The 21,695-nt window shown below is 68.9% G+C and carries 20 protein-coding genes; 8 read left to right on the top strand and 12 right to left on the bottom strand.

Annotated elements, in window-relative coordinates:
* Positions 1 to 39: 39 nt before the first annotated feature.
* Complete coding sequence (locus ACIHA7_RS02395) at positions 40 to 264, bottom strand: zinc ribbon domain-containing protein (protein ID WP_107659023.1); 225 nt, start codon at positions 262 to 264, stop codon at positions 40 to 42.
* Between the two features lie 151 nt (positions 265 to 415).
* Between ACIHA7_RS02395 and ACIHA7_RS02390 the strand changes: the two genes are divergently transcribed.
* Positions 416 to 2,014 (top strand): carboxylesterase/lipase family protein, encoded by a 1,599-nt coding sequence (locus tag ACIHA7_RS02390; RefSeq protein WP_397284729.1) that lies wholly within the window; start codon positions 416 to 418, stop codon positions 2,012 to 2,014.
* A 58-nt stretch (positions 2,015 to 2,072) separates the two neighbouring features.
* Here the strand turns inward: ACIHA7_RS02390 and ACIHA7_RS02385 are convergent, their stop codons facing one another.
* The 3 genes from ACIHA7_RS02385 to ACIHA7_RS02375 form a co-directional block, all read right to left on the bottom strand.
* A complete protein-coding gene (locus ACIHA7_RS02385) occupies positions 2,073 to 3,380 on the bottom strand; it encodes a cytochrome P450 (protein ID WP_397286461.1) in 1,308 nt (435 codons plus the stop codon).
* A gap of 121 nt (positions 3,381 to 3,501) precedes the next feature.
* Complete coding sequence (locus tag ACIHA7_RS02380) at positions 3,502 to 4,224, bottom strand: TIGR03089 family protein (protein WP_397284727.1); 723 nt, start codon at positions 4,222 to 4,224, stop codon at positions 3,502 to 3,504.
* Between the two features lie 3 nt (positions 4,225 to 4,227).
* Positions 4,228 to 5,652: an LCP family protein gene (locus tag ACIHA7_RS02375; protein ID WP_397286459.1), complete on the bottom strand. Its 1,425-nt coding sequence runs from the start codon at positions 5,650 to 5,652 to the stop codon at positions 4,228 to 4,230.
* A gap of 327 nt (positions 5,653 to 5,979) precedes the next feature.
* Here ACIHA7_RS02375 and rfbD point away from each other — a divergent pair, with 327 nt between their 5' ends.
* The 4 genes from rfbD (at position 5,980) to ACIHA7_RS02355 (ending at position 9,575) form a co-directional block, all read left to right on the top strand.
* On the top strand, positions 5,980 to 6,849 hold the full coding sequence (rfbD, locus tag ACIHA7_RS02370; RefSeq protein ID WP_397284725.1) for a dTDP-4-dehydrorhamnose reductase: 870 nt from the start codon (positions 5,980 to 5,982) through the stop codon (positions 6,847 to 6,849).
* Positions 6,850 to 6,860: 11 nt separating this feature from the next.
* Positions 6,861 to 7,799 carry a glycosyltransferase family 2 protein gene (locus tag ACIHA7_RS02365; RefSeq protein WP_397284723.1) on the top strand — a complete coding sequence of 313 codons (939 nt, stop codon included), beginning with the start codon at positions 6,861 to 6,863 and terminating at the stop codon, positions 7,797 to 7,799.
* Positions 7,800 to 8,031: 232 nt separating this feature from the next.
* Positions 8,032 to 9,111 (top strand): sugar phosphate nucleotidyltransferase, encoded by a 1,080-nt coding sequence (locus ACIHA7_RS02360; protein ID WP_397284721.1) that lies wholly within the window; start codon positions 8,032 to 8,034, stop codon positions 9,109 to 9,111.
* Positions 9,112 to 9,242: 131 nt separating this feature from the next.
* Positions 9,243 to 9,575: a hypothetical protein gene (locus tag ACIHA7_RS02355; RefSeq protein WP_397284719.1), complete on the top strand. Its 333-nt coding sequence runs from the start codon at positions 9,243 to 9,245 to the stop codon at positions 9,573 to 9,575.
* 57 nt (positions 9,576 to 9,632) lie between these two features.
* Here ACIHA7_RS02355 and ACIHA7_RS02350 read toward each other — a convergent pair whose 3' ends face one another.
* Entirely contained in the window at positions 9,633 to 10,331 is a 699-nt protein-coding gene (locus ACIHA7_RS02350; protein ID WP_107659019.1) for a response regulator, read from the bottom strand.
* Positions 10,328 to 11,914: an ATP-binding protein gene (locus ACIHA7_RS02345; RefSeq protein ID WP_397284716.1), complete on the bottom strand. Its 1,587-nt coding sequence runs from the start codon at positions 11,912 to 11,914 to the stop codon at positions 10,328 to 10,330. The genes ACIHA7_RS02350 and ACIHA7_RS02345 overlap by 4 nt, the downstream gene beginning before the upstream one ends.
* Before the next feature lie 125 nt (positions 11,915 to 12,039).
* Here ACIHA7_RS02345 and ACIHA7_RS02340 point away from each other — a divergent pair, with 125 nt between their 5' ends.
* Entirely contained in the window at positions 12,040 to 13,407 is a 1,368-nt protein-coding gene (locus ACIHA7_RS02340; RefSeq protein WP_397284714.1) for a cation:dicarboxylate symporter family transporter, read from the top strand.
* Between the two features lie 58 nt (positions 13,408 to 13,465).
* On the opposite strand, the gene ACIHA7_RS02335 is transcribed toward ACIHA7_RS02340, so the two are convergent.
* Positions 13,466 to 13,681, bottom strand: coding sequence for a DUF4287 domain-containing protein (locus ACIHA7_RS02335; RefSeq protein WP_397284712.1), 216 nt, complete (start codon positions 13,679 to 13,681; stop codon positions 13,466 to 13,468).
* Positions 13,682 to 13,870: 189 nt separating this feature from the next.
* Positions 13,871 to 14,296 carry a DUF4267 domain-containing protein gene (locus ACIHA7_RS02330; protein ID WP_397284710.1) on the bottom strand — a complete coding sequence of 142 codons (426 nt, stop codon included), beginning with the start codon at positions 14,294 to 14,296 and terminating at the stop codon, positions 13,871 to 13,873.
* A gap of 114 nt (positions 14,297 to 14,410) precedes the next feature.
* Between ACIHA7_RS02330 and ACIHA7_RS02325 the strand changes: the two genes are divergently transcribed.
* The gene (locus tag ACIHA7_RS02325; protein WP_397284708.1) at positions 14,411 to 15,001 is read left to right on the top strand and encodes a TetR/AcrR family transcriptional regulator; all 591 of its coding nucleotides are present in this window, start codon (positions 14,411 to 14,413) and stop codon (positions 14,999 to 15,001) included.
* Positions 15,002 to 15,176: 175 nt separating this feature from the next.
* Complete coding sequence (locus ACIHA7_RS02320; RefSeq protein ID WP_397284706.1) at positions 15,177 to 16,631, top strand: phytoene desaturase family protein; 1,455 nt, start codon at positions 15,177 to 15,179, stop codon at positions 16,629 to 16,631.
* Here ACIHA7_RS02320 and ACIHA7_RS02315 read toward each other — a convergent pair.
* From ACIHA7_RS02315 to ACIHA7_RS02300, 4 genes are all read right to left on the bottom strand, one after another.
* The gene (locus tag ACIHA7_RS02315; protein ID WP_397284704.1) at positions 16,628 to 17,548 is read right to left on the bottom strand and encodes a cation diffusion facilitator family transporter; all 921 of its coding nucleotides are present in this window, start codon (positions 17,546 to 17,548) and stop codon (positions 16,628 to 16,630) included. The two genes, ACIHA7_RS02320 and ACIHA7_RS02315, sit on opposite strands and share 4 nt — an antisense overlap.
* A gap of 110 nt (positions 17,549 to 17,658) precedes the next feature.
* Positions 17,659 to 18,876 carry a mannose-6-phosphate isomerase, class I gene (gene manA / locus ACIHA7_RS02310; protein ID WP_397284702.1) on the bottom strand — a complete coding sequence of 406 codons (1,218 nt, stop codon included), beginning with the start codon at positions 18,874 to 18,876 and terminating at the stop codon, positions 17,659 to 17,661.
* Complete coding sequence (locus tag ACIHA7_RS02305; protein WP_397284700.1) at positions 18,876 to 20,078, bottom strand: tobH protein; 1,203 nt, start codon at positions 20,076 to 20,078, stop codon at positions 18,876 to 18,878. Before ACIHA7_RS02305 ends, manA begins: the two co-directional genes overlap by 1 nt.
* Positions 20,079 to 20,196: 118 nt before the next feature.
* Positions 20,197 to 21,573: a phosphomannomutase/phosphoglucomutase gene (locus ACIHA7_RS02300; RefSeq protein ID WP_397284698.1), complete on the bottom strand. Its 1,377-nt coding sequence runs from the start codon at positions 21,571 to 21,573 to the stop codon at positions 20,197 to 20,199.
* Positions 21,574 to 21,695 lie beyond the last annotated feature (122 nt).

The following is a 21,695-nucleotide window of genomic DNA, read 5'->3' as shown; positions in this document are numbered from 1 at the left end:
TCGGCCTACGGAACCGGTCGCCCGCCTGCCGGGTGGGACTCAGCCGCAGCAGCCGCCACCGCAGCAGCCGCCACCGCCTTGCGGCGCGGCCTGGCTCGGCGCCGGTGCCGTGCCACCACGGCTGACCGTGGCAAACGTGGTCAGTAGCTTGACCGTGTCGGCATGGCCCGCGGGGCAGGACGCCGGATTCGACGACTCCGCCATCGGTCGGTTCACCTCGAAGGTGTCGCCGCAACTGCGGCACCGGTAGCTGTAGCTCGGCATCGGTCAAGCGTACCGCCGCGATCTCAGCTTGGTGCGTCGCATATCCAGGTCGCCGGTGGGTAAGTACCCTCGAATAAGAGATCACGAGGTGCGAGGCCAGCTGGAGCAAACACGCAGCACACCGAGCGATCGCTGGCAGGAGGTGCGAACAATGACTACTCAGTTCGAGACCGAACCGGGCTGGGAAGTGCGCGGCGCCGAGCCTGTCGTCACCACGACTTCGGGTGATGTCCGCGGCCGCTGGGACGGCCCGGTGGCGGTATGGCGCAGCATTCCCTATGCGGCCCCGCCGCGCGGGCAGTATCGGTTCCAGCCGCCGCGGCCCGCACCGGAGTGGGACGGGATCCGCGATTGCGCCACCTTCGGCGAGATCGCGCCGCAGACCATGGGCAACATGGTCCCCGTCGACTCCGACCTGCGGATGGGCGAGGACTGCCTCTGGCTGAACGTATGGTCACCCCGGCGCGACGTCGGCGACCTGGTGCACTCCTTCGACACGGGCGAACCGCGTCCGGTGCTGGTCTGGTTGCACGGCGGCGCCTACTGCCTCGGCACGGCCGCGCAGGGCATCTACGACGGCCGCAAGCTGGCCGAATCCGGTGACGTCGTCGTGGTCACCGTGAACTACCGCCTCGGTGCGCTCGGTTTCCTCGATCTGTCCTCGCTGCCCGGCCCGTTCACGCCGAACCTCGGCCTGCACGATCAGATCGCCGCGCTGGAATGGGTACGCGACAATATCGCCGCGTTCGGCGGCGACCCCGGCAATGTCACGCTGTTCGGCGAATCGTCCGGCGCGGGGTGCGTCACCGCGCTGCTGACCTCGCCGCGCACGGCCGGGCTGTTCCACAAGGCCATCGCGCAAAGCCCGCCGGCCACCACGGTATTCGGCCAGGAGCGGGCGGCTGCGGTGGCGCGGCGATTCCTGGAACTGCTGGAGTTGCCCGCCGCCAGGGCCGTCGAACTGCTCGACTGGCCGGTCGAGAAGATCGTGGAGGTCGCGGGCATCCTGCTGGACGAGATCCCGTTGAAGGAGCCGGGCAGGCTGGCGGCCGCGCCGGTGGTCGACGGCGATCTGCTGCCGACCTATCCGATCGAGCGGTTCCAGCACGGGCGTTCGCACCGGGTGCCGTTGATGATCGGCGCCAACAAGGACGAGGCCTCGCTGTTCCGGGTGTTCCGCTCGCCGATCATGCCGGTGACCCCGGACGCGGTGAACGCGATGCTCAACGATGTGGCGGCCAGCCACCCGGAGCTCTCGCACGAGCGCATCGCCGAGATCACCTCGGCCTACCCGGATCTGGACAAGACCAAGGGCGCGCTGGCCATGTCCGGCGACGCCGCGTTCCGGATGCCGGCGCACTGGGTGGCCGACGCGCACGCACAGCACTCGCCGACCTGGATGTACCGCTTCGACCACGCGACGCCGATGCTGCGGGCAGCCCGGGTCGGCGCCGGGCACGCGACCGAATTGCCTTATGTCTTCGGCAATTTCGGTTCGTTCAACCACGACCCGACCTTCTGGCTCGGCGGTCGCAAGGTGGCCATGGAGGTGTCCGGCCGAATGATGCGGCGCTGGTTGGCCTTCGCCACCCACGGTGTGCCCGCCGCGCTCGACGGTTCGAAGCACTGGCCGCCGTACCGTCCGGACACGCGCACCACGCTGCTGATCGACACGGTCGATCGTGTGGTGGACGACCCCGACGCGGAACTGCACACCGCTTGGGGTGCGCAAGCCGTAGGTTTCAGCTGAAACCTGTTGTCTCGCAGGGCGGCTCGGTTATCCACAGGTACCGAGCCGCTCGGCGAGGTCAGACCGTGGTCGGTTCGGGGGCGGGTGCGCGCCGCCCGAGGCGGACCGGCAGCTGCTCGTAACCGTGCAGAGTGAACAACTTCCGGCGTTGCGGCGGTCCGTCCAATTGCAGATCCGGGAAACGCTCGAACAAGGCCTGTAGCGCGTAGACGCCCTCCATGCGGGCCAGGCTGGCGCCGAGGCAGACGTGGATGCCGTTGCTGAACGACAGGTGCTCCTTGGCATTCGCGCGACCGATGTCGAAACGGTCCGGCTCGGCGAACACCGCGGGATCGCGATTGGCGCCGGCCAGTGACAGCACGACGGTGTCGCCCGCGCGCAGCCGCTCGCCTGCGATCTCCACGTCGCACAGCGCGGTGCGCGCCGTCGTCTGGACCGGTGAGTCGAAGCGCAGTATTTCTTCGATGGCGTTGGGCCACAGCTCGGGTTCGGCGCGCAGCCGCGCGAGCTGCTCGGGATGTTCGAGCAGCTGGGCCACCCCGTTGCCGATCAAATTCACGGTGGTCTCGAAGCCGGCACCCATCAGCAGACTCGCCGAGGCCTTGAGCTCGAACAGGTCCAGCTCGCCCGCGGTGACCAGGGCGCTGAGAATGTCGTCGCCCGGGGTGCGGCGCAGGCGGGCGATGTGCTCGTCGAAGTAGGCGTTCATCACCTCCATGGCCGCCAGCGCGCGCTGGTAGGCGCGCCAGGAGATGCCGACATCGAGCAGCGGTGTCAGTTCATCGCCCCAGTGCAGGAACCGGTCCTTGTCCGAGTCGGGGAAGCCGAGCATCTCGGAGATGATCGCGATCGGGACCTGGGCGGCGAAGGCGGTGATCAGATCGGCGGAGCCGCCTGCGGGCAGCGCGTCGAGCAGTTCCGCGGTGACCGTTTCGACGCGGTCGCGCAGCCTGCGGATGGCCCGCGGGGTGAACGCGGAGGCGACCGGCTTGCGCATCTTCGTATGGTCCGGTGGGTTGATCACCAACATCGACGGTGGTTCCACCGGGTTCGGCGGCAACGGGAAGTGGTTGGCCAGCTTCTGCAGCGGGCCGGGGATGTCGAAGCTTTCGGTGCTACGAACGCCGAATCGATTGTCGCGCAGGATGGCTCGGCACAGCTCGTGGTCGAGGGTGGCCCAGGAGATCGAGGTGCGGATCAGCCTGCCTTCGCCGCGCAACCGCTCGATGAGCGGATACGGATCGGCGAACCCGCCGGGCCCACCCATCAGTTCGGCGAAGGCGTCGCCACGCCTGGCCTGGCGGCGCAACACCAGCCGGGGCGCGCCTTGCACGGACAACCAGCGGAACCAATACTGCGGCTTCATCATTCACCAACTCCGTCGTTGTGCGATAAATCCACCGTACGGAACCCGGCCAGAATGTGGAACGTCCCCTGGTCGGACTTTCACCTATACCGTGGTAGGAGTCCACCGCGGTGGCGGCCGGTCAGGCCCGTTGGGCCGTGACGCGTTCGGTCTCGATGCGGCGCTCGCGCAGAGCCGGATCGGGATTGACCACCTGGACGAGGGAGGCGCCCGCCGCGAGCACCGCGACGAAGCCGTCGATCAGTTCGGCGGGGGTGTCCCACGGCGTGCTCGACAGCACCCGGTCGCTCTCGGAGAACCCTTGCCGCATGGCCGATTTCTTCGCCTCGGCGAACACCTCGGCCACCGGCATGCCGTCCAGCGCGGCACCCGCGCTGCCCGGCAGGAACTGATCACCGTGCACCCGCACGGAGGTCGCGAAGTCGGTGACGCCGACCGGGAGATCGCGCACCGGCGCGCCCATCGCATCCAGGGAGAGCGCCGCGACCTCGGCGACGCCGTCCGCGTCGTCGAGCCGGTCGGCGGTGACCAGGGCCAGTTCGGCATGCTCGTCGGGGCGCAGCACCACCTCGGTGCCCGCCCACCAGCAGCCGAGCAGTACGGCCGCGGTCTGCCAGTGCGCGGGCAGCAGCACCGCGATCCGCGCGCCGGGGCTGAGGCCGAACTCGTCGCGAATCAGGTTGGCCGTCTTGGCCGCCCAGTTCGCCAGGGTGAGCCCGGACAGTTCGATCCTGGCTCCGGTGGCGTCGTCGTAGTAGGTGACGCGCGGCCCGGCGGGGTCCCGCGCGAGAATCGGATCGAGCACTTTCTCGGTGAGGGTGAGCGCCTTGTCGAGGTCACGCATTGTCTAATTCACGCATTTCGGTCCGTTCTGGCCTGCGTCGATCGGTGGGGCGGGCGGGACTGGCGTCGCGGCGGCGCTCGACGTTCCGGAGAAGTCGAACATGCTTCCTGCCGCCGAGCCCGGACCAGAATAGTCGCTCGCCAGCACGACGCTCACCGAATCCGGCGACAGCGTCGTATCCGCGAGCACCGGCAGCCCACCGAGCGCCTCGGCCACCGCCTTGGCTTTCGCGTCGGAGGTCTTGGCGGCGAGCACCCGGCTGCCGGACACCTTCGGGCCGGTGTAGTTGCCGACCAGACCCTCGTGGAATCCCTTACCGCGCAAAGCCTGTGCGACCTGACCGGCCAGGCCGCCGATGCCGCTGGCGTTGTACACGCTGACGGTCACCGTGGCCGGATCAACGGCGGGCTCGTCCGACTCGGCGGTCTTGCCGTCGACCAGCGAGCCGACATAGGACTTCACCGCCGCGGGATCGACCCGCACCACCGATTCGCCGCTGGTGGTCAGGTAATTCAGGTCGGTGACCGGAATGGTCTCGAACTTCACCTGGCCGCCCGAAAGGTCCTGCAACTGCTGCAGGAACGCGAGCACGTCCCAGTCGTCGTCGAGCACGACGGTGCGCCCGACCGCGTCGCTGAGCTGCTTCATCCGCCCTGGATTGCTGAGCGTCTTCGCGTTGAGCACCTGCCCGACCAACTGCGCCATGAACACCTGCTGGCGCACAATGCGATCGAGGTCACCGCGCGGCAGATTGTGCCGCTGCCGCACGAAGCTCAAGGCCGCCGGACCGTCGAGGCGTTGGCGGCCCGCCGGGAAGTCGGCGCCGGACATCCATTCGTCGACCGGATTGTTCAGGCACACCTCGACTCCGCCCACCGCGTCGGTGAGCAGCACGAAACCGAGCAGGCTCACCTCGGCGTAATGATCGACGCTGATGCCGGTGAGGTTGGCCACGGACTTGATCAACGCCTGACGACCCGCCTGCGTGGACTGCTTGTCCGCGTCGGCCTCCGGAACACCCTGGTTCATCAGCTTCAGCCGCTGCGTCTCCTTGGTCGCGCCGTACGCCGAGTTGATCTTGCCCTTGCCGAGATCGGGAATGTCGACATAGGAGTCGCGGGGCAGGGAGATGGCGGTCGCGGACCGGCCGTCGTTCGGCACCCGGATCAATACGATGGTGTCGGTATTGGTGCCGACCTCATCGCCCGCGTGCAGCAGCGCGCGCTCCCGGTCGCTCAGCGGATTGCCGTGCGCGTCGGTGCGGCTGTCGACGCCGACCAGCAGGATGTCGACCGCGCCGTCGCGCCCACCGCCGAGCCCGAGATTGCCGATGCGCTCGATATTGGAGATCAGGCTGTCGACGCTGTGCCAGGCGAAGCCGGTGATGACGAGCACCACCACCGCGAGCACCGCGGCGCCGGCCCGCACCGGACCGCCCGCAGGCAACAGCGATCGAGTGCCGCGCGGCCTCGCGCGTTCGCGGCTCGCAAGCGCTCCGAGCGGCCGGGTCACCCGGAACCCTCCGCCGCAGCTACTTTGTGTCCTCTCGCCAACACGACATCCTTTCGACACGCTCGGGGCCTCTTACGACTGCACGGTCCGACCGACCACCCCACCTTTCCGTAGCCCCCGCACCCTTTCAGCAAACCATTGTTCGCGGGCGGGTGTCCGCCGAGGGCAACTGACTGAAGGCTAACGAATACCGGCCCGGGCACCCTCAATCCGCAGGTGTGGCGGCGTGCCAGACTCGACCCCGTGACAGCTTCGACAGCATCCGGCGCCGCCGTGCCCGCCCGCCTCGTCGTGACCGGGGCAGGTGGACAGGTCGGCCGGGAACTGCTCACCCTGGCGCCGGCCGCCCGCGCGTTCGGTCGCCGTGACCTCGATATCACCGACGCGGCCGCGGTCGCCGCCGTGCTCGAGCCGGGTGACGTGGTGATCAACTGTGCCGCCTACACCGCGGTCGACCGCGCCGAGACCGACGTGGCCGCGGCGTTCGCGGGCAACGAGACCGGCCCGGCCGTGCTCGCCGCCGCCTGCGCGCGGGCCGACGCCAGACTGATCCACCTGTCCACCGACTACGTGTTCGCCGGCGTGCACGATCGCCCCTACGAGACCACCGATCCGACCGGGCCGGTCAGCGTCTACGGCCGGTCCAAACTCGCCGGCGAGCAGGCCGTGCTGACCCGCGCCCCGCAGGCGCACGTGGTGCGCACCGCGTGGGTATATGCCGGGCGCGGAAGTGATTTCGTCGCCACCATGCTGCGGTTGGAGCGCGAACGCGACACCGTCGACGTGGTGAACGACCAGCTCGGCGCACCCACCTACGCCGCCGATCTCGCGGTCGCGTTGCTGGAACTCGCGGGTCGGCCGGACGCGCCGCGGCTGCTGCACGCCACCAACTCGGGCCAAGCCAGCTGGTTCGACCTCGCGCGCGCGGTATTCGCGGGCGTCGGTGCCGATCCGGAACGGGTCCGGCCCTGTGACTCGTCCGCGTTTGCGAGACCCGCACCGCGCCCGGCATATTCGGTGTTGTCGCACCGGGCCTGGGCGGAAGCCGGGTTGACGCCGCTGCGGCCCTGGCAGGTGGCACTGGGGGACGCGCTCGCGCGGTTGTCCGACTAGGCTGCTGGGCCGTGGACGTATCCGACTCCGCCCAAAAGGGGCTGGCCGTCGTCACGGTGACCTATTCACCGGGCGAGCACCTCGAGCACTTCATCACCACGCTGGCTGCCGCCACCACCGAGAAACCGCAGGTAATCCTCGCGGACAACGGGTCGACCGACGGGGTGCCCGAGCTGATCGCCGAGGCCAATTCGCATGTGCGGCTGCTGCGCACCGGCGGCAATATCGGCTACGGCGGCGCGATCAACCGGGCGGTCGCCGAGATCGATCCGGACATCGAGTTCGTGGTGATCGCCAACCCGGACATCCGCTGGGGTAGCGACTCCATCGACCAGCTGCTCGCCGCCGCGAAGCGCTGGCCACGGGCCGGTGCGCTCGGTCCGCTGGTGCTGGAACCGGACGGCAGTGTCTACCCCTCCGCCCGCCGGGTGCCCGGTCTGCTCGACGGCGCGGGTCACGCGATCCTCGGCACGGTGTGGAAGACGAACCCGTGGACCCGGCGTTACCGCCAGGAGAACGAGGAGATCTCCGAGCGGGCCGTCGGCTGGCTGTCCGGCTCCTGCCTGCTGGTGCGGCGCGCGGCGTTCGACTCGATCGACGGCTTCGACTCGCGCTACTTCATGTACATGGAGGACGTGGACTTCGGCGACCGGATGGGCAAGGCGGGCTGGCACAACGTGTTCGTGCCGTCCGCGGAGGTCACCCACGCGAAGGGGCATGCCGCGGGACGGCACCCCGAGGTGATGCTGCCCGCGCACCACGCGAGCGCTTACCGGTTCCAGGCCGACCGGCATCCGCACTGGTGGCAGCTACCGTTGCGGCTGGCGTTGCGGGCCGGACTTGCGGTGCGCTCCCGGATTGCGGTTCGATCTGCGCTGCGTCAACAAGCGCAGGACGCGGGTCAACAAGCGCAGGACGCGGGTCAACAGGCGCAGGACGCGAGTCGATAGCGCAGGACGCGCGTCGATAGATGCCAATGTGACTCGATAAGCGCAGGACGTGAGTTAGCGGAGGCAAACCGCGAGCCAATAGGGTGCAAAGCGTGACTCGCTGGTCACCCGGCCGAGCGACAATCGACGTAGGGCCCGCACTACTTAGTGCGGCCCGAGTGAAACCGGCGCGCAGCCGAGTCTCGATCGGCGCGCGAGCAACAATCGATCCACTGTGAACAGGGGACCTTGAATGGCAGGAAATGCAGGCACCGACGCCGTGATCCTGGTGGGCGGGCAGGGCACACGACTGCGCCCGCTGACCCTCTCGGCACCGAAGCCGATGCTACCGACGGCCGGACTGCCGTTCCTGACGCATCTGCTCGCTCGGATCGCCGAGGCCGGGATCACGCACGTGGTGCTGGGCACCTCCTTCAAGGCGGAGGTGTTCGAGAACCATTTCGGTGACGGTTCCGAGCTCGGCCTCGAGCTGGAGTACGTCACCGAGACCGAGCCGCTCGGCACCGGCGGCGGCATCCGCAACGTGCTGCCCAAGCTGCGCGCCGACACGGTGATGGTGTTCAACGGTGACGTGCTCGGCGGCACCGAACTCGGCGCGGTGCTGGACACGCACGAGTCCACGAACGCCGATGTCACGCTGCATCTGGTGCGGGTGAGCGATCCGCGCGCCTTCGGCTGCGTGCCGACCGACGAGAACGGCCGGGTCACCGCGTTCCTGGAGAAGACCCAGGATCCGCCGACCGACCAGATCAACGCGGGCTGCTACGTCTTCCGCCGCGAATACATCGAGAAGATCCCGGTGGGCCGCCCCGTGTCGGTGGAGCGCGAGGTGTTCCCGCAGCTGCTCGCCGAGGGCGCCCGCGTGCAGGGCCACGTCGACACCTCCTACTGGCGCGACATGGGTACCCCGGAGGACTTCGTCCGCGGCTCCGCCGATCTGGTCCGCGGCATCGCCCCCTCGCCCGCACTGCCCGGCCAGCGCGGTGAGTCCCTGGTCCATCCGGGTGCGGGTGTCGCGCCCGGCGCACTGCTCATCGGCGGCACGGTCGTCGGCCGCGGCGCCGAGGTCGGCGCGGGCGCTCGCCTCGACGGCGCGGTCATCTTCGACGGCGCCATCATCGAGGCGGGGGCGACCGTCGAACGCTCGATCGTCGGGTTCGGCGCCCGCATCGGCCCCCGCGCGCTGGTGCGCGACGGCGTCATCGGTGACGGTGCGCACGTCGGCGCGCGCTGCGAACTACTGCGGGGCGCGCGGGTGTGGCCGGGCGTCGAGATCCCCGACGGCGGGATCCGCTTCTCCACCGACGTCTGATCGGCGCGGGCTCGAAATCGGTTTCGTCGCGACGGTGCTTCTGGCAGGGTGCTGCCCAGGGTCCCGGGGCTCCGTCGCGGGATCGCTTCTTTGCTCACTGTGCCGATTGGGAATAGTTGAGGAGAACATCTATGGGGAAGTCTGTCTCTCGAGTACTGGCCGCAGCGGTTTTCGCGGGGGCGGTCGGCATCTGCGCGGCGCCGAACGCCACGGCCGCACCGTCGATCTACGAACCGAGCATTACCCCGTGTAGCCATCAGTTCAGAACGCCGTTCGAACCCGCCCGCCCGGGTACCAGCGCCTACTGGAGCCCGTTCGGTACCGCCGACATCGTCTGCTACGACGCGGGTTTCGGCGTCAGCCACTACCAGCGTGACCCCGGCGGGCAGTGGCACGCCATGAATCAATTGATTCCCGGCAACTACTTCATCAACATCTTCGGCTACAACCACCTGCCCGCCTAGGCGGCCCGAAAGTCTTCGCGCAGATCCTCTTTCGAGGTGTCTGCGCGAAGACTGCTGTCACGCTCTGGTTTTCCAGACGTAGCGGGTCTTGGGGCGCCCCGCGCGGCCGTAATCCGAACGGCGGGTGACCAATCCGTCGTCGGCCAGCTTCTCCAGATATCGCCATGCCGTGATCCTGGAGACGCCGATGGTGGTCGCGGTGTCCGCGGCGGTGATGCCCTCGGGGGCGGCCCGCACGGTGCGAGAGATCTCGTCGAGGGTCTGCGGCGCAACACCTTTGGGGGTGGTGGCGCGTTGGTCGGGGGTGCGTAGCGCGCTGAGGGCGCGGTCGATGTCGTGCTGGGAGACCGCGGTTTCGCCTGCGGGCAGCGCCGTGCGGAATTCCCGGTAGCGGTCCAGCTTGTCGCGAAAAGCGGCGAAGGTGAACGGCTTCAAGAGATAGAGGACAACGCCGTGCGAGACCGCGGTGCGCACCATGGCGAGGTCGCGGGCCGAGGTGATGGCGATGACGTCGGGTCGGGGCGCCAGGCCGGTGAGGGCCGCCGCGACGTCGAGGCCGCTGGCATCGGGTAGCCCGATATCCATGAGCACCAGGTCGATCGGCGTGCCCTCGGCCGCGGCCTCGGCGGCCGCACGCATCGCCTCGCGGCCGGTGTGTGCCACCCCGACAGGCGTGAAGCCCTCGATGCGGTCCACATAGGCGCGGTGTGCCTCGGCGATGAGCGGTTCGTCCTCGACGATCAGCACTCGGATCACTGTGCGTCCTTTCGCGGAATCGTCACGGTTACCGCGCTTTCCGGATCTAGTTCGGTACGAATGGTTCCCCCATGCCTGGCCACCATGCGGTGGACCAGTGCGAGGCCGAGCCCGTGATGGTCGGCCTTGGTCGAATAGCCGCGCTGCGACGCCCGCGCGAACGTCTCCTCGGACATGCCGGGACCGCTGTCGGCAACCCGCACGTACAACGCCGAAGCCGGTTCGGCGCGCCCAGCTTCGGGATTGTCGCCGCAGTGCCGCACGGTGACCTCCACCCAGCCCGACGGGCTTTCGGCGGCGGCGTCGATGGCGTTGTCGATGAGATTGCCGACCAGCGTGACCATCTCCTGTGGGGTCAGCGGCTCGATCGAGTCGAGTGCGGTGTCCTCGGTGATGGTCAGTTCGATGCTGCGCTCGGCCGCCTGGTTCACCTTGCCGAGCAGCAACGCCGCCAGCGCGGGCGACCCGACCGCGTTCAGCAGCCGATCGATGAGGGCTTGGGACAGTTGCAGTTCCGAGGTGGCGAAGTCCACCGCCTCCTGATACCGGCCCAGTTCGACCATGGTGACCACGGTGTGCAGCCGGTTGGCGGATTCGTGCGCCTGGGCGTGCAGCGATTCGGCGAAACTACGCACCGAGTCGAGTTCGCCCATCACCGCGCGCAACTCGGTGTGGTCGCGGATCGTCATGACGGTGCCGATGGGCCTGCCCTCCCAGCTGACGATGTCCTGGTTGATGAGCAGGATCCGGTCGCCGGTCACGTGCATCTCGTCGCGGACCACGCCCCAGCTCATCTGCCGCATGGAGGTCGGCAGGTCGCTGCGGCGTACCTCGCCGTCGGGCAGTTCGAGCAGCCTGCGTGCCTCGTCGTTGACCACCTCGGCCAGCTCGCCCGCGATGCCGAAGACCACCAGGCCCTCGTGGATCGAGTGCAGGACGGCGTCGTGCTGTTCGTACATGGCCCGCAACTCGTCGGGTGCGAGCCCGTGCGTCTGCCTGCGCAGCCTGCGGCTCAGCAGGAACGACCCGCTGCCCGAGACGGCGAGGCCCGCCGCGGCGATGCCGAGGATCAGCGGCAGTTGCGCGGCCACCTGATCGCCGATCTTGGCGCGGGTCACCCCGGCCGACACCAGCGCGACCACCTTCCCGCCGTCGTAGACCGGCGCCACCGCCCGGATCGACGGCCCGAGGGTGCCGGTGAACGTTTCGGTGAAGGTCTCCCCGGACAGCGCGCGGTCGATGTTTCCGCTGAACGGCTTGCCGATCATGTTCTGGTTGGTGTGCGTGTAGCGGGTGCGGTCCGGCGCCATCACGACGATGAAGTCCATGCCGGTCGAGTGGCGGATGCGCTCGGTCACCGGCTGCAGCAGCGCCGTGGGATTGATGGTGTAGACGGCGGACAGGGTGGACGGGGCTTCAGCGACACTCACCGCGACATCTCTCACTTCGCGGGTGGTCGTCACGTCGCTGTGGCGCCGCGCGTCGACCACCGCGAGGACCGCGCCGACAGCGACCATCAGGGTCAACACGATCAGCTGTAGTGCGAAGGCCTGACCGGCCAGGGATAGCCGACCGCGTCTCACTAGCTGTTTTCCTCCGCTGAACGTAATGCACCAAACCGTGACCGGCGTCACCAGGGCCGTCATCATTCTGCCTGGAAGGCGTGAGGCACTTCACGTCGGCACCACTTCGGAGGACATCACTCGGTATGAGCCAAGCAACACCAGCAGCACCCCCACGCAAGCGCGACCGCACCCATTGGCTGTATATAGCCGTCATCATCGCGGTGTTCGCGGGCATTCTGGTGGGTTGGCTGGCGCCCGGTTTCGGGGTGTCGGTTGCTCCGCTCGGCAGCATCTTCGTCGACCTGATCAAGATGATGATCGCGCCGGTCATCTTCTGCACCATCGTGCTCGGCATCGGCTCGATCAGATCGGCGGCGACCGTCGGCAAGGTCGGCGGGCTGACCATCGCGTACTTCATGGTCATGTCGACCGCCGCGCTCATCATCGGGCTCGTCGTCGGCAACGTGATCTCGCCTGGTACCGGATTGAACGTCGGCGAGAACGCCAAGGCGGTCAAGTCGCTCACCGACACCGCGCACAAGGCTGGCGGGACGTGGGACTTCTTCAGTGGGATCGTCCCTGACTCGCTGCTGTCGTCGCTGACCTCGGGCAGCACGCTGCAGGCCCTGTTCGTAGCGCTGCTCGTCGGTTTCGCGGTGCAGGCCATGGGCAAGACCGGCGAGCCGATTCTGCGTGGCGTGGCATTGCTGCAGAAGCTGGTGTTCCGCATCCTGGTGATGATTCTGTGGCTGGCGCCGATCGGTGCGTTCGGCGCGATCGCCAATCTGGTCGGCAAGAGTGGACTGGACGCGGTGCTGAAGTTGGCAACGTTGATGATCGCGTTCTACCTGACCTGCTTGATATTCGTGTTCGGCGTGCTCGGGGTGCTGCTGTGGGCGGTGGCTCGGGTGTCGGTGCTGAAGCTGGTCCGCTATCTGGCCCGCGAGTACCTGTTGATCCTGGCGACCTCGTCCTCGGAGTCGGCACTGCCTCGGTTGATCGCGAAGATGGAACACATGGGCGTCGAGCGGACGACTGTGGGTGTGGTTGTGCCGACCGGATATTCGTTCAATCTGGATGGCACTGCAATTTACCTGACAATGGCGTCGTTGTTCATCGCTGATGCGATGGGAAAACCGTTGACGCTCGGCGAGCAGATCGGCCTGTTGCTGTTCATGATCGTCGCCTCCAAGGGTGCGGCCGGTGTCACCGGCGCGGGCCTGGCCACGCTGGCCGGCGGCCTGGAGAGTCATCGCCCCGAATTGCTCGACGGCGTCGGCCTGATCGTCGGTATCGACCGCTTCATGTCCGAGGCCCGCGCGCTCACCAATTTCTCCGGCAATGCCGTCGCCACGGTGCTGCTTGGCACCTGGACCAAGACCATCGACGCGGACCGGGTCAAGGAAGTTCTCGACCGCAAGCTGCCCTTCGATGAACAGACCATGGTCGATGACGACCACGGCGCGCAGCCGCAGCAGGAGCCCGACACCAAGGACCTGGTTCCGGCTTAGCTGCTCTGTGAAACACGAAGGGCCCGCAGGATCTGCGGGCCCTTCGCGCATTTCGGGGTCAGGAGGCCCACTTCTCCGGGTTGAGGTGGTACTGGGCGAGGGCGGTGGCGTGTCCGTGGCCGAGGGTGTGCTCGGACTTCAGCCACTCCACCAGCGGCTTGTGCGACGTCAGACCGGACTCACTCATCGCGGTACGCCACTCGTCGATGGTGCGGCCGTACTTGGCCTCGATGGACGGGAAGTAGGACGCGGGCCCGTGTGGCTTGGTCGACATAGTGGTCGTCTCCTGTGATCGTCGTGCGTTCAGTGGTGTGGACGGCGGCGCGTCGGAAAATTCATCGGGCGCGGGTGGTTTGTGTGCCGGATCACGGGTGCGTGCGAATTCCGGTCTGCGCGAGCGAGTCCGGACGCGGAACTGTCCGGCACCGGCGAAAACCGGTACCGGACAGCAGGTGCGGTGGAATCAGGCGGGGACGCCGATGGGCCGCGGGGTCGCCCGTTCGGCCAGTTGGTGCTCGCGGATCAGCATGCCGCCCGCGAGGAAGACCAGCGCGGCGGTGAGGCCGTGGATGCCGAAGGCGGCTGCGGTGGAGCCGTGCCAGCTGAGGACGGTCAGCATGTCGCCGACCGGGACCAAGGCGATGACCAGGGTGGCGATGCCGAGTGCGTAGCGCTGCTTCGCGGCGAGCAGGGCCAGGACGAGCACGCCGAAGACGGTGTCGCGGACCCCCTTGAGGTTCATGAACGCGGTGGCCTCGCCGTCCGGCCACGCGGGCAGGCCGAAGCCGGGAGCGATGGCCTGCGGGCTGATGAGGTAGCTGAGGCCGATGTAGAGGATGAAGGCCGCGCCGATGAGGGACAGTGCGGTGGCGATGCGCGAGGTGGTCATGGTGCTGCTCCTTGGTGCGGGTGCTCGGTCCTGCTCCGATATCTAGCGGCGCTAGGTTCGAGAGCAACCCTAACGGAGCTCCGTTAGCTTGTCTAGCGCTGCTAGAATTCCGGCATGACCCCCCAGACGCGCAAGGAACGTGAACGAGCCGAACGTCGTCAGCGGATCATCGATACCGCGCGCGAGCTGGCCGAGGAACAGGGCTGGGAAGCGGTGACCGTGCGCAGGCTGGCCGAGCGCATCGAATACAGCCAGCCGGTGCTGTACAGCCACTTCGCGGGCAAATCGGCCATCGTGGCCGCCGTCGCGGAGCAAGGGATCGCCGATCTCTCCGTCGTCCTGCGCCAGGCGCACGCCGAGGCGACGAGCCCGGCCGACCGGATGGCCCGCGTCGCCCGCGCCTACCTGGATTTCGCCGCCGCCAACCCGGCCCGCTACGACGCCATGTTCGTGCTGAACGTCGACCTCGTGTTCGGCCTGGAGGCGTCGCAGACGTTGCGCGACGCCTTCGCGCAACTGGAGGCCATGTTCCGGCCGTTCGTCGACGAGGCGGACCTCGGTGCCCGCGCCGAGGTGGCCTGGAGCGCGATGCACGGTCTGGCGACGCTCGACCGCGGCGCCCGCCTGCGCCCGGAGTTGCGCGAGCAGCGCCTCGACATCCTGGTCGCCGAATGGCTGGCCGCGGTCGGCGCGACGTCGGCCTGACCGCACCTGGCTCGTACCGCCTGCGGCGGCGAATCCTGTTCCCACGGACCGAATCGACCATTGCCGGTGACAGTCGACACCTTCGTGCCGATCCGGCAGGTGAGACCGCCGTTGTGCGCTGCGGCGCGTTTCACGACCAGGGAAGCACCGACCGCGGGCCGGTAGCGTGGGGGATATGCCTGATGTTGTGGTCGTCGGTTCCGGGCCGAATGGTCTCGCCGCCGCGGTGATTCTGGCGAAGGCCGGACTCTCCGTGGCGGTGTACGAGGCCGAGCACGCGGCGGGCGGCGGGTCGCGGACGGCGGAGCTGACCCTGCCCGGATACCGGCACGACGTGTGCGCCGGCGCGCACCCGATGGCGTTGGCCTCCCCGTTCTTCCGCGCGTTCGATCTCGCCGCGCACGGGGTCGAACTGCTCACACCGGAAGCGTCTTACGCGCACCCGATGGACGGCGGCACGGCCGGCATCGCCTGGCGCGATCTGGAACGGACCGTCGAGGGACTCGGCCGTGACGGTGCCGCCTGGCGCTCGCTGTTCGGCCCACTGGTGCCGCATTGGGAATCGATCGTCGACCTGGCGATGTCGGACATGCGCCGACCACCGAAGGACCTGCTGACCGCTGTGCGGTTCGGGCTGCGGACGCTCGAGCAGGGATCGCCGTTGTGGAACACCAGGTTTCGGGGCGACACCGCGGCCGCGCTGCTGACCGGTGTCGCGACCCACGCGATCATCCCGCCGCGCGCCGTGCCCGCCGCCGGGGCCGGTCTGATGCTCGGCACACTGGCGCATGCGGGTGGCTGGGTGATCCCGCGCGGTGGCAGCCAGGCGATTCCGGACGCGATGATCGCCGAGCTCGAACGCCTCGGCGGGCGGATGCACACCGGCCACCGCGTCGACGCGCTCGGGCAGTTCGACGACGCCCGCGCGGTCGTGCTCGACCTGGCCCCCGCGGAGCTGCTGCGCATCGCCGGTCATCGACTGCCGGACCGATACATCAAGCGGCTCCGGCGTTTCCGCTACGGCGGCGCCGCGTGCAAGGTCGATTTCGCGCTCGCGGGCCCGGTGCCATGGCAGGCTGACGACCTCGACCGCGCAGGCACCCTGCATCTAATCGGCACCAGAGCCGAGGCGATGGCCGCCGAACGCGCGGTCGCCGCGGGTCAGCACGCTGAACGGCCTTATGTGCTGACCATTCAGCCCGGCGTGGTCGACTCGACCCGCGCACCGGCGGGCAAGCACACCCTCTACACCTACGCGCACGTGCCGAACGGTTCGACGCGCGACATCAGCGAGACGATCATCGCCCAGGTCGAGCGCTTCGCCCCCGGCTTCCGGGACCTGATCCTCGCGAAGCACGTCTACACCGCGGCCGAAATGCCCGCGCACAACGCCAATTACATCGGCGGCGACATCTCGGCGGGCGCGATGACCCTGCGCCAGTGGGCCTTCCGCCCCGCGCCGCGCTGGAACCCTTACGCCACACCGCTGCCCGGCGTCTATCTGTGCTCCGCCTCGACCCCGCCCGGCCCCGGTGTGCACGGCATGTCCGGCTTGCACGCGGCCCGCCACGTGCTGCGCCAGCGGTTCGGCATCACCACCGACCCGCTGGCGCTGCTGCGCGAGCCCTAGACGCGCTCGGTGCGGTAGAGGTCGGGCTCCAGGTAGATGACCCTGGCGGCGGGAACGGCGGCGCGCACGCGGGCCTCCGCGTCGTTGATCGCGGCCGCGATATCGGCGATATCCAGGTCGGGGACGATCGACACCTTGGCGGCGACCAGCATTTCCTCCGGACCCAAGTACTGGGTCTTGAGGTGGATCACGCGCTCGATGCGTTGGCCGTCGGCCAGGTTCTCCCGGATGGCGCGGTCCTCGGCGGGGGTGGCGCCCTCGCCGATGAGCAGGCTCTGCATCTCGATGATCAGGATGACGGCGATGACGCCGAGCAGCAGGCCGATGGCCAGGGTGCCGATGCCGTCCCAGATCGCGTCGCCGGTGAGCATGGTCAGGCTGACGCCGACGAAGGCGAAGATCAGGCCGACCAGGGCGCCGGTGTCCTCCAGCAGCACCACCGGCAACTCCGGGCTACGCGACGTGCGGATGAAACGCCACCAGCTCGCATTTCCCTTGAGCGGCCGAGACTCCTTGACGGCGGTCATGAAACTGTAGGTCTCCAGCCCGATCGCGATCAGCAGGATGACGATCGCGACGATCGGCGAGCTCAGGTCCTCCGGGTGCTGGATCTTGTGGATGCCCTCGTAGATCGCGTAGATCGAGCCGATGGTGAACAGCACCAGCGCCACGACGAACGAGTAGAAGTAGCGATTGCGCCCGTACCCGAACGGGTGCAGTTCGTCGGCCTCCTGCGCGGCGCGGCGCTGGCCGAGTAGCAGCAGACCCTGGTTGGAGGTGTCGGCCACCGAGTGCACCGCCTCGGCGAGCATCGACGCCGAACCGGTGATCGCCGCACCGACGAACTTTGCCACGGCGATCCCCGCGTTCGCCGTCAACGCGGCGAGAATCGCCTTCTTGCCACCACCAGCCGACATGGGTTGGATGTCCTCTCTCCGATTGCCCGAACCTGGCTAACTTAGCGTGTGCCGAGATCGGATACCCGATACCGGAGGTGATCACTCGGCCGCGGCGACACCGCGCCTGCTCACACCTTGCCGACGCAGGCGCAGAAGAGTTGGGCCGGGCCGTCCAGGGCGCGGGCCCGAATGTCGGTGTCCGCGGCCGAGATCCACGCCGCGGCACCGCGTTCCAGCGTCAACTCGGACGCGCCGTGCAGCAGCCGCACCGACCCCGCCGTGCACAGCACGATGCCCGGGCCGGCCGCGGTGAGCGGGACCTGCGCCGAGCCCGCGGTCAGATCGAAGCGGCGCAGCTCGAACTCCGGCGCGGGCGTGCGGTAGCGCACCGAGCCGTCGCCCGCCGGTTCCGGCAGCACCACGGGCAGGTCGATCGGCTCGAAGTCGAGCACCCGCAACAGTTCCGGCACGTCGACGTGCTTGGGCGTGAGGCCGCCGCGCAGCACGTTGTCGGAGTTGGCCATGATCTCCACGCCGAGTCCGCGCAGGTAGGCGTGCAGGTTGCCGGCCGCGAGGAACAGGCCCTGCCCGGGCTCGAGCGTCAGCCGGTTCAGCAGCAGCGCCGCGAGCACGCCTGCGTCGCCGGGGTAGGCCTCGGCCAGTTCGAGCGTGGTGCGCGCCTCGGGGGTGAACCCGCGCTTGCCTTTTCCGGACAGGTAGCGCACGCAGCCGTCGAGCACCTCGGGCAGCAGGGTGGCGAGCACGGACTGCGGCAGCGTGATCCAGGTGGTGAACAAGGTGCGCAGCCCGTCCGAATCCGGCTGCGCGGCAAGGAGGTCGGCGAACGAGGCGAGCCCGTCCACGTCGAGCGCCCGCAGCAGTTCGACGGTGCGGTGCGGCTCACGGAAGCCGGCCAGCGCCTCGAACCGATCCAGCGCCACCACCAGTTCCGGCTTGTGGTTGTCGTCGCGGTAGTTGCGCATCGGCGAGTCGAACGGCACCTTGGTGCGGTTCTCCCGTTCGAACCCGGCGCGCGCCTGCGCGGTGCTCGGGTGCGCCTGCAGCGACAACGGCTCCTCGGCGGCCAGAATCTTCAGCAGGAACGGCAGCTTGCCGCCGAATTCCCGGGCGGCGGGGCCCAATTCGCGCTGCGGGTCCTCGGCGACGAAATCCAGCAGCGAACGGGTGCGGCCATCGATCAGTACGTGTGCGGGGTCGGCGGGATGCGCGCCGAACCACAGTTCGGCCTCCGGATGCGCGGACGGAACCGGCCTGCCGCACAGCTGAGCGAGCGCGGTGCGCGAGCCCCAGGCATACGAGCGCAACGCACCAACGAGTTCGTGCACTAGTAGCTTCCCCCGTACTGCCCTCGGCTGTCGGGCGCGGTACCGCGGGTTCCGATCAGCCGTAGGTAGGCGGCGGCCATCTCCAGCCGCAGCGCGAGCACGGCGAGCTGTTCGAGCTCACCACCGGCGCCGGGAGCGGGCTCCTCGGGGCGTGGCGGTGCGGGCAGCGAGGGGTCGGTGAGGCCGGTGTGCAGCAGATCGAGCTCGGCGCTCACCAGGTCGGCGTCGACCAGGCTGGACCCGCCGCCGCCGAACACGGCGATCCGGCGTCGCGCGGCCGACTGGTCGGGGTCGATGCTGAGCACGAAGACGCGCACCCGCTCGACCTGCATGGGGCCGTCGAGTTCCTCGTCGTGGAACATCGGATCGAAGCCGGGCGCGGATTCGCCTGCGGCCTCGACCATTCGGGTCTTGGCGGCCACCGCCTCGGCCAGATCCACCGCGGTGGCGACCCGGCCCGCCGATTGCAGCAGCACCTCGGCGCCGTGCTCGGCCAGCTCGGACGCGGCGGGGGTGTCGCCGGCCAGCACCACCCCGCGCTGATGCATGCGCGCGGCGAGCGTCTTGGCGGGGTTGCGGAAGACCTCGTTGCCGGGGCCGGCGCGCAACGCTTCGGCGTCGAGCACGTCGGCCAGCTCGGTGAGGTCGGGCACGAACGTGCCGCTGCGGGCGGGGTCGACCGCGCGCAGGACGGCGATTCCGGCGGCCAGGAAGCGCAGCAGGCGGTTGTGATCGAGCACCTGGACCCGAGGTGCCAGCACGGCGGCCCGGCCGGCCGCGACGGCACGCATCGGTCCTTCGATGGGTGTGGCGACGACGACCTCGGCCCCGCGGCGCAGCGCCCGGTCGACCGCGTCGGTCAGGCGGGGATCGCCCGCGTCGTCGCCGGCGACCAGGACGACATCGAGCGGACCGACCCAGGGCGGCAGCGCGGTGACGGGCACGACGGGAAGGCCCGCGCGGTCGCCGAGGGTGGCGACGAGCAGGCTCGCGGCGCGCGCGGCGCGGCCCGAGCCGGAGACGAGAACCACGCTGCGCGGCCGCAGTCCGGCCAGGCGCGCGAGCGCGTCCTCACCGACTGCTGCCGCGGTGGCCCGGACCTGAGCGCCGCCGGAGGCGGCCGAGCGCAGGGCGCCGCCGGTATCGGCCGCCTCCAGCGAAGCGGCATCGTCGAGGTCGAGCACCGGTGTTCCAGCGATCATCGGGCGTCCCACCTCCCCTCATCGCGCTGAGTCGTTATCGCCTTCGCTCGCACCCGGGTCAGCTGCCACGCCGGGCCCGAGTCGGGCGAATTCAAGGCCTGTGATTCCACTATTCCAGTCAGGACCGGACGATGCTCAGGATCTCTGTTACGAGTGCATCTACATCTTCGGTTGATCGGGCTTCGACGTTGAGTCGCAGCAGCGGTTCGGTGTTCGACGCGCGCAGGTTGAACCAGGCGTCGTCGGCCAATTGCACGGTCACACCGTCCAGCCTATCGACCGAGATCGTCCGATCCGCGAAGGCCTCCACCACCGCCAACGTCCGCTCTTTCGCGTCCGGGACGGTGGAGTTGATCTCGCCGGAGGCCGCGTACGTTTCGTAGGCCGACATCAGCTCCGAGACCGGGCGATCCTTCTCGCCGAGCGCGGCGAGCACGTGCAGCGCGGCGAGCATGCCGGAGTCGGCGCCCCAGAAGTCGCGGAAGTAGTAGTGCGCGGAGTGTTCGCCGCCGAACACCGCGCCGGTCGAGGCCATCTGCTGCTTGATGAACGAGTGGCCGACCCGGGTGCGCACCGGGGTGCCGCCGAGCGCGGTGACCAGCTCGGGCACCGCGTGCGAGGTGATCAGGTTGTGGATGATGACCGCGCCGGGCTCCTTGATGAGCTCGCGCTCGGCCACCAGCGCGGTGATGGTGGACGGCGAGACCGGGTCGCCCTTCTCGTCCACCACGAAGCAGCGGTCGGCGTCGCCGTCGAAGGCAAGGCCGATGTCGGCGCCCGACTTGACCACCAGGTCCTGCAGGTCCACCAGGTTCTTGGGGTCGAGCGGGTTGGCCTCGTGGTTGGGGAAGGAACCGTCGAGCTCGAAGTACAGCGGAACGATGGTCACCTGCGGCAACGCGTCGAACACGGCGGGCACGGTGTGGCCGCCCATGCCGTTGCCCGCGTCCACCGCGATGGTGAGCGGGCGCATCTCGCCGAGATCGACCAGATCGCGCAGGAACGCCGCGTAATCGGCAAGCAGGTCGGCCTCGGTCGCGGTGCCGCGCGGCCCGTCGAAGCCGGGCACACCCTCGACGACCTCGCTCTTGATGGTGGCCAGGCCCGTGTCCTGGCCCACCGGAATGGCTTTGGCGCGGCACATCTTGATGCCGTTGTAGCGCGCCGGGTTGTGGCTCGCGGTGAACATGGCGCCGGGGCAGTCCAGGCTGCCTGAGGCGAAGTAGAGCTGATCGGTGGAGGCGAGTCCGATGTGCACCACGTCGAGGCCCTGGGCCAGCACGCCGTCGGCGAAGGCGGCCGACAGCCCGGGGGAGGACTCGCGCATGTCGTGTCCGATGACGGCCCGCGTCGCACCTTCGGCACGCATCAGCCTGGCGAACGATGCGCCGATGTCCCTGACGAATTCGGCGTCGATCTGTTCACCGACCACACCGCGAACGTCGTAAGCCTTGATCACCGCGTTTACGAATTCGGCAGAGCGGGCGACTGTCATGCCCACCACCCTAGGGGATGGCAGGCGGCGAAGCTGACGGGGTGGGTTGCGCGCGGGCGATGGGAGTCGGCGCGGGGTTGCGCACCACGGAAGGGGTGGCCGGCGAAGTCGACGGGAAGGGT

This window comes from Nocardia sp. NPDC052316 (genome assembly GCF_044547795.1).
GTDB lineage: Bacteria > Actinomycetota > Actinomycetes > Mycobacteriales > Mycobacteriaceae > Nocardia.
Note: the sequence above shows the minus strand (reverse complement) of the source record. Positions and strands in the feature narration are given on the sequence as shown.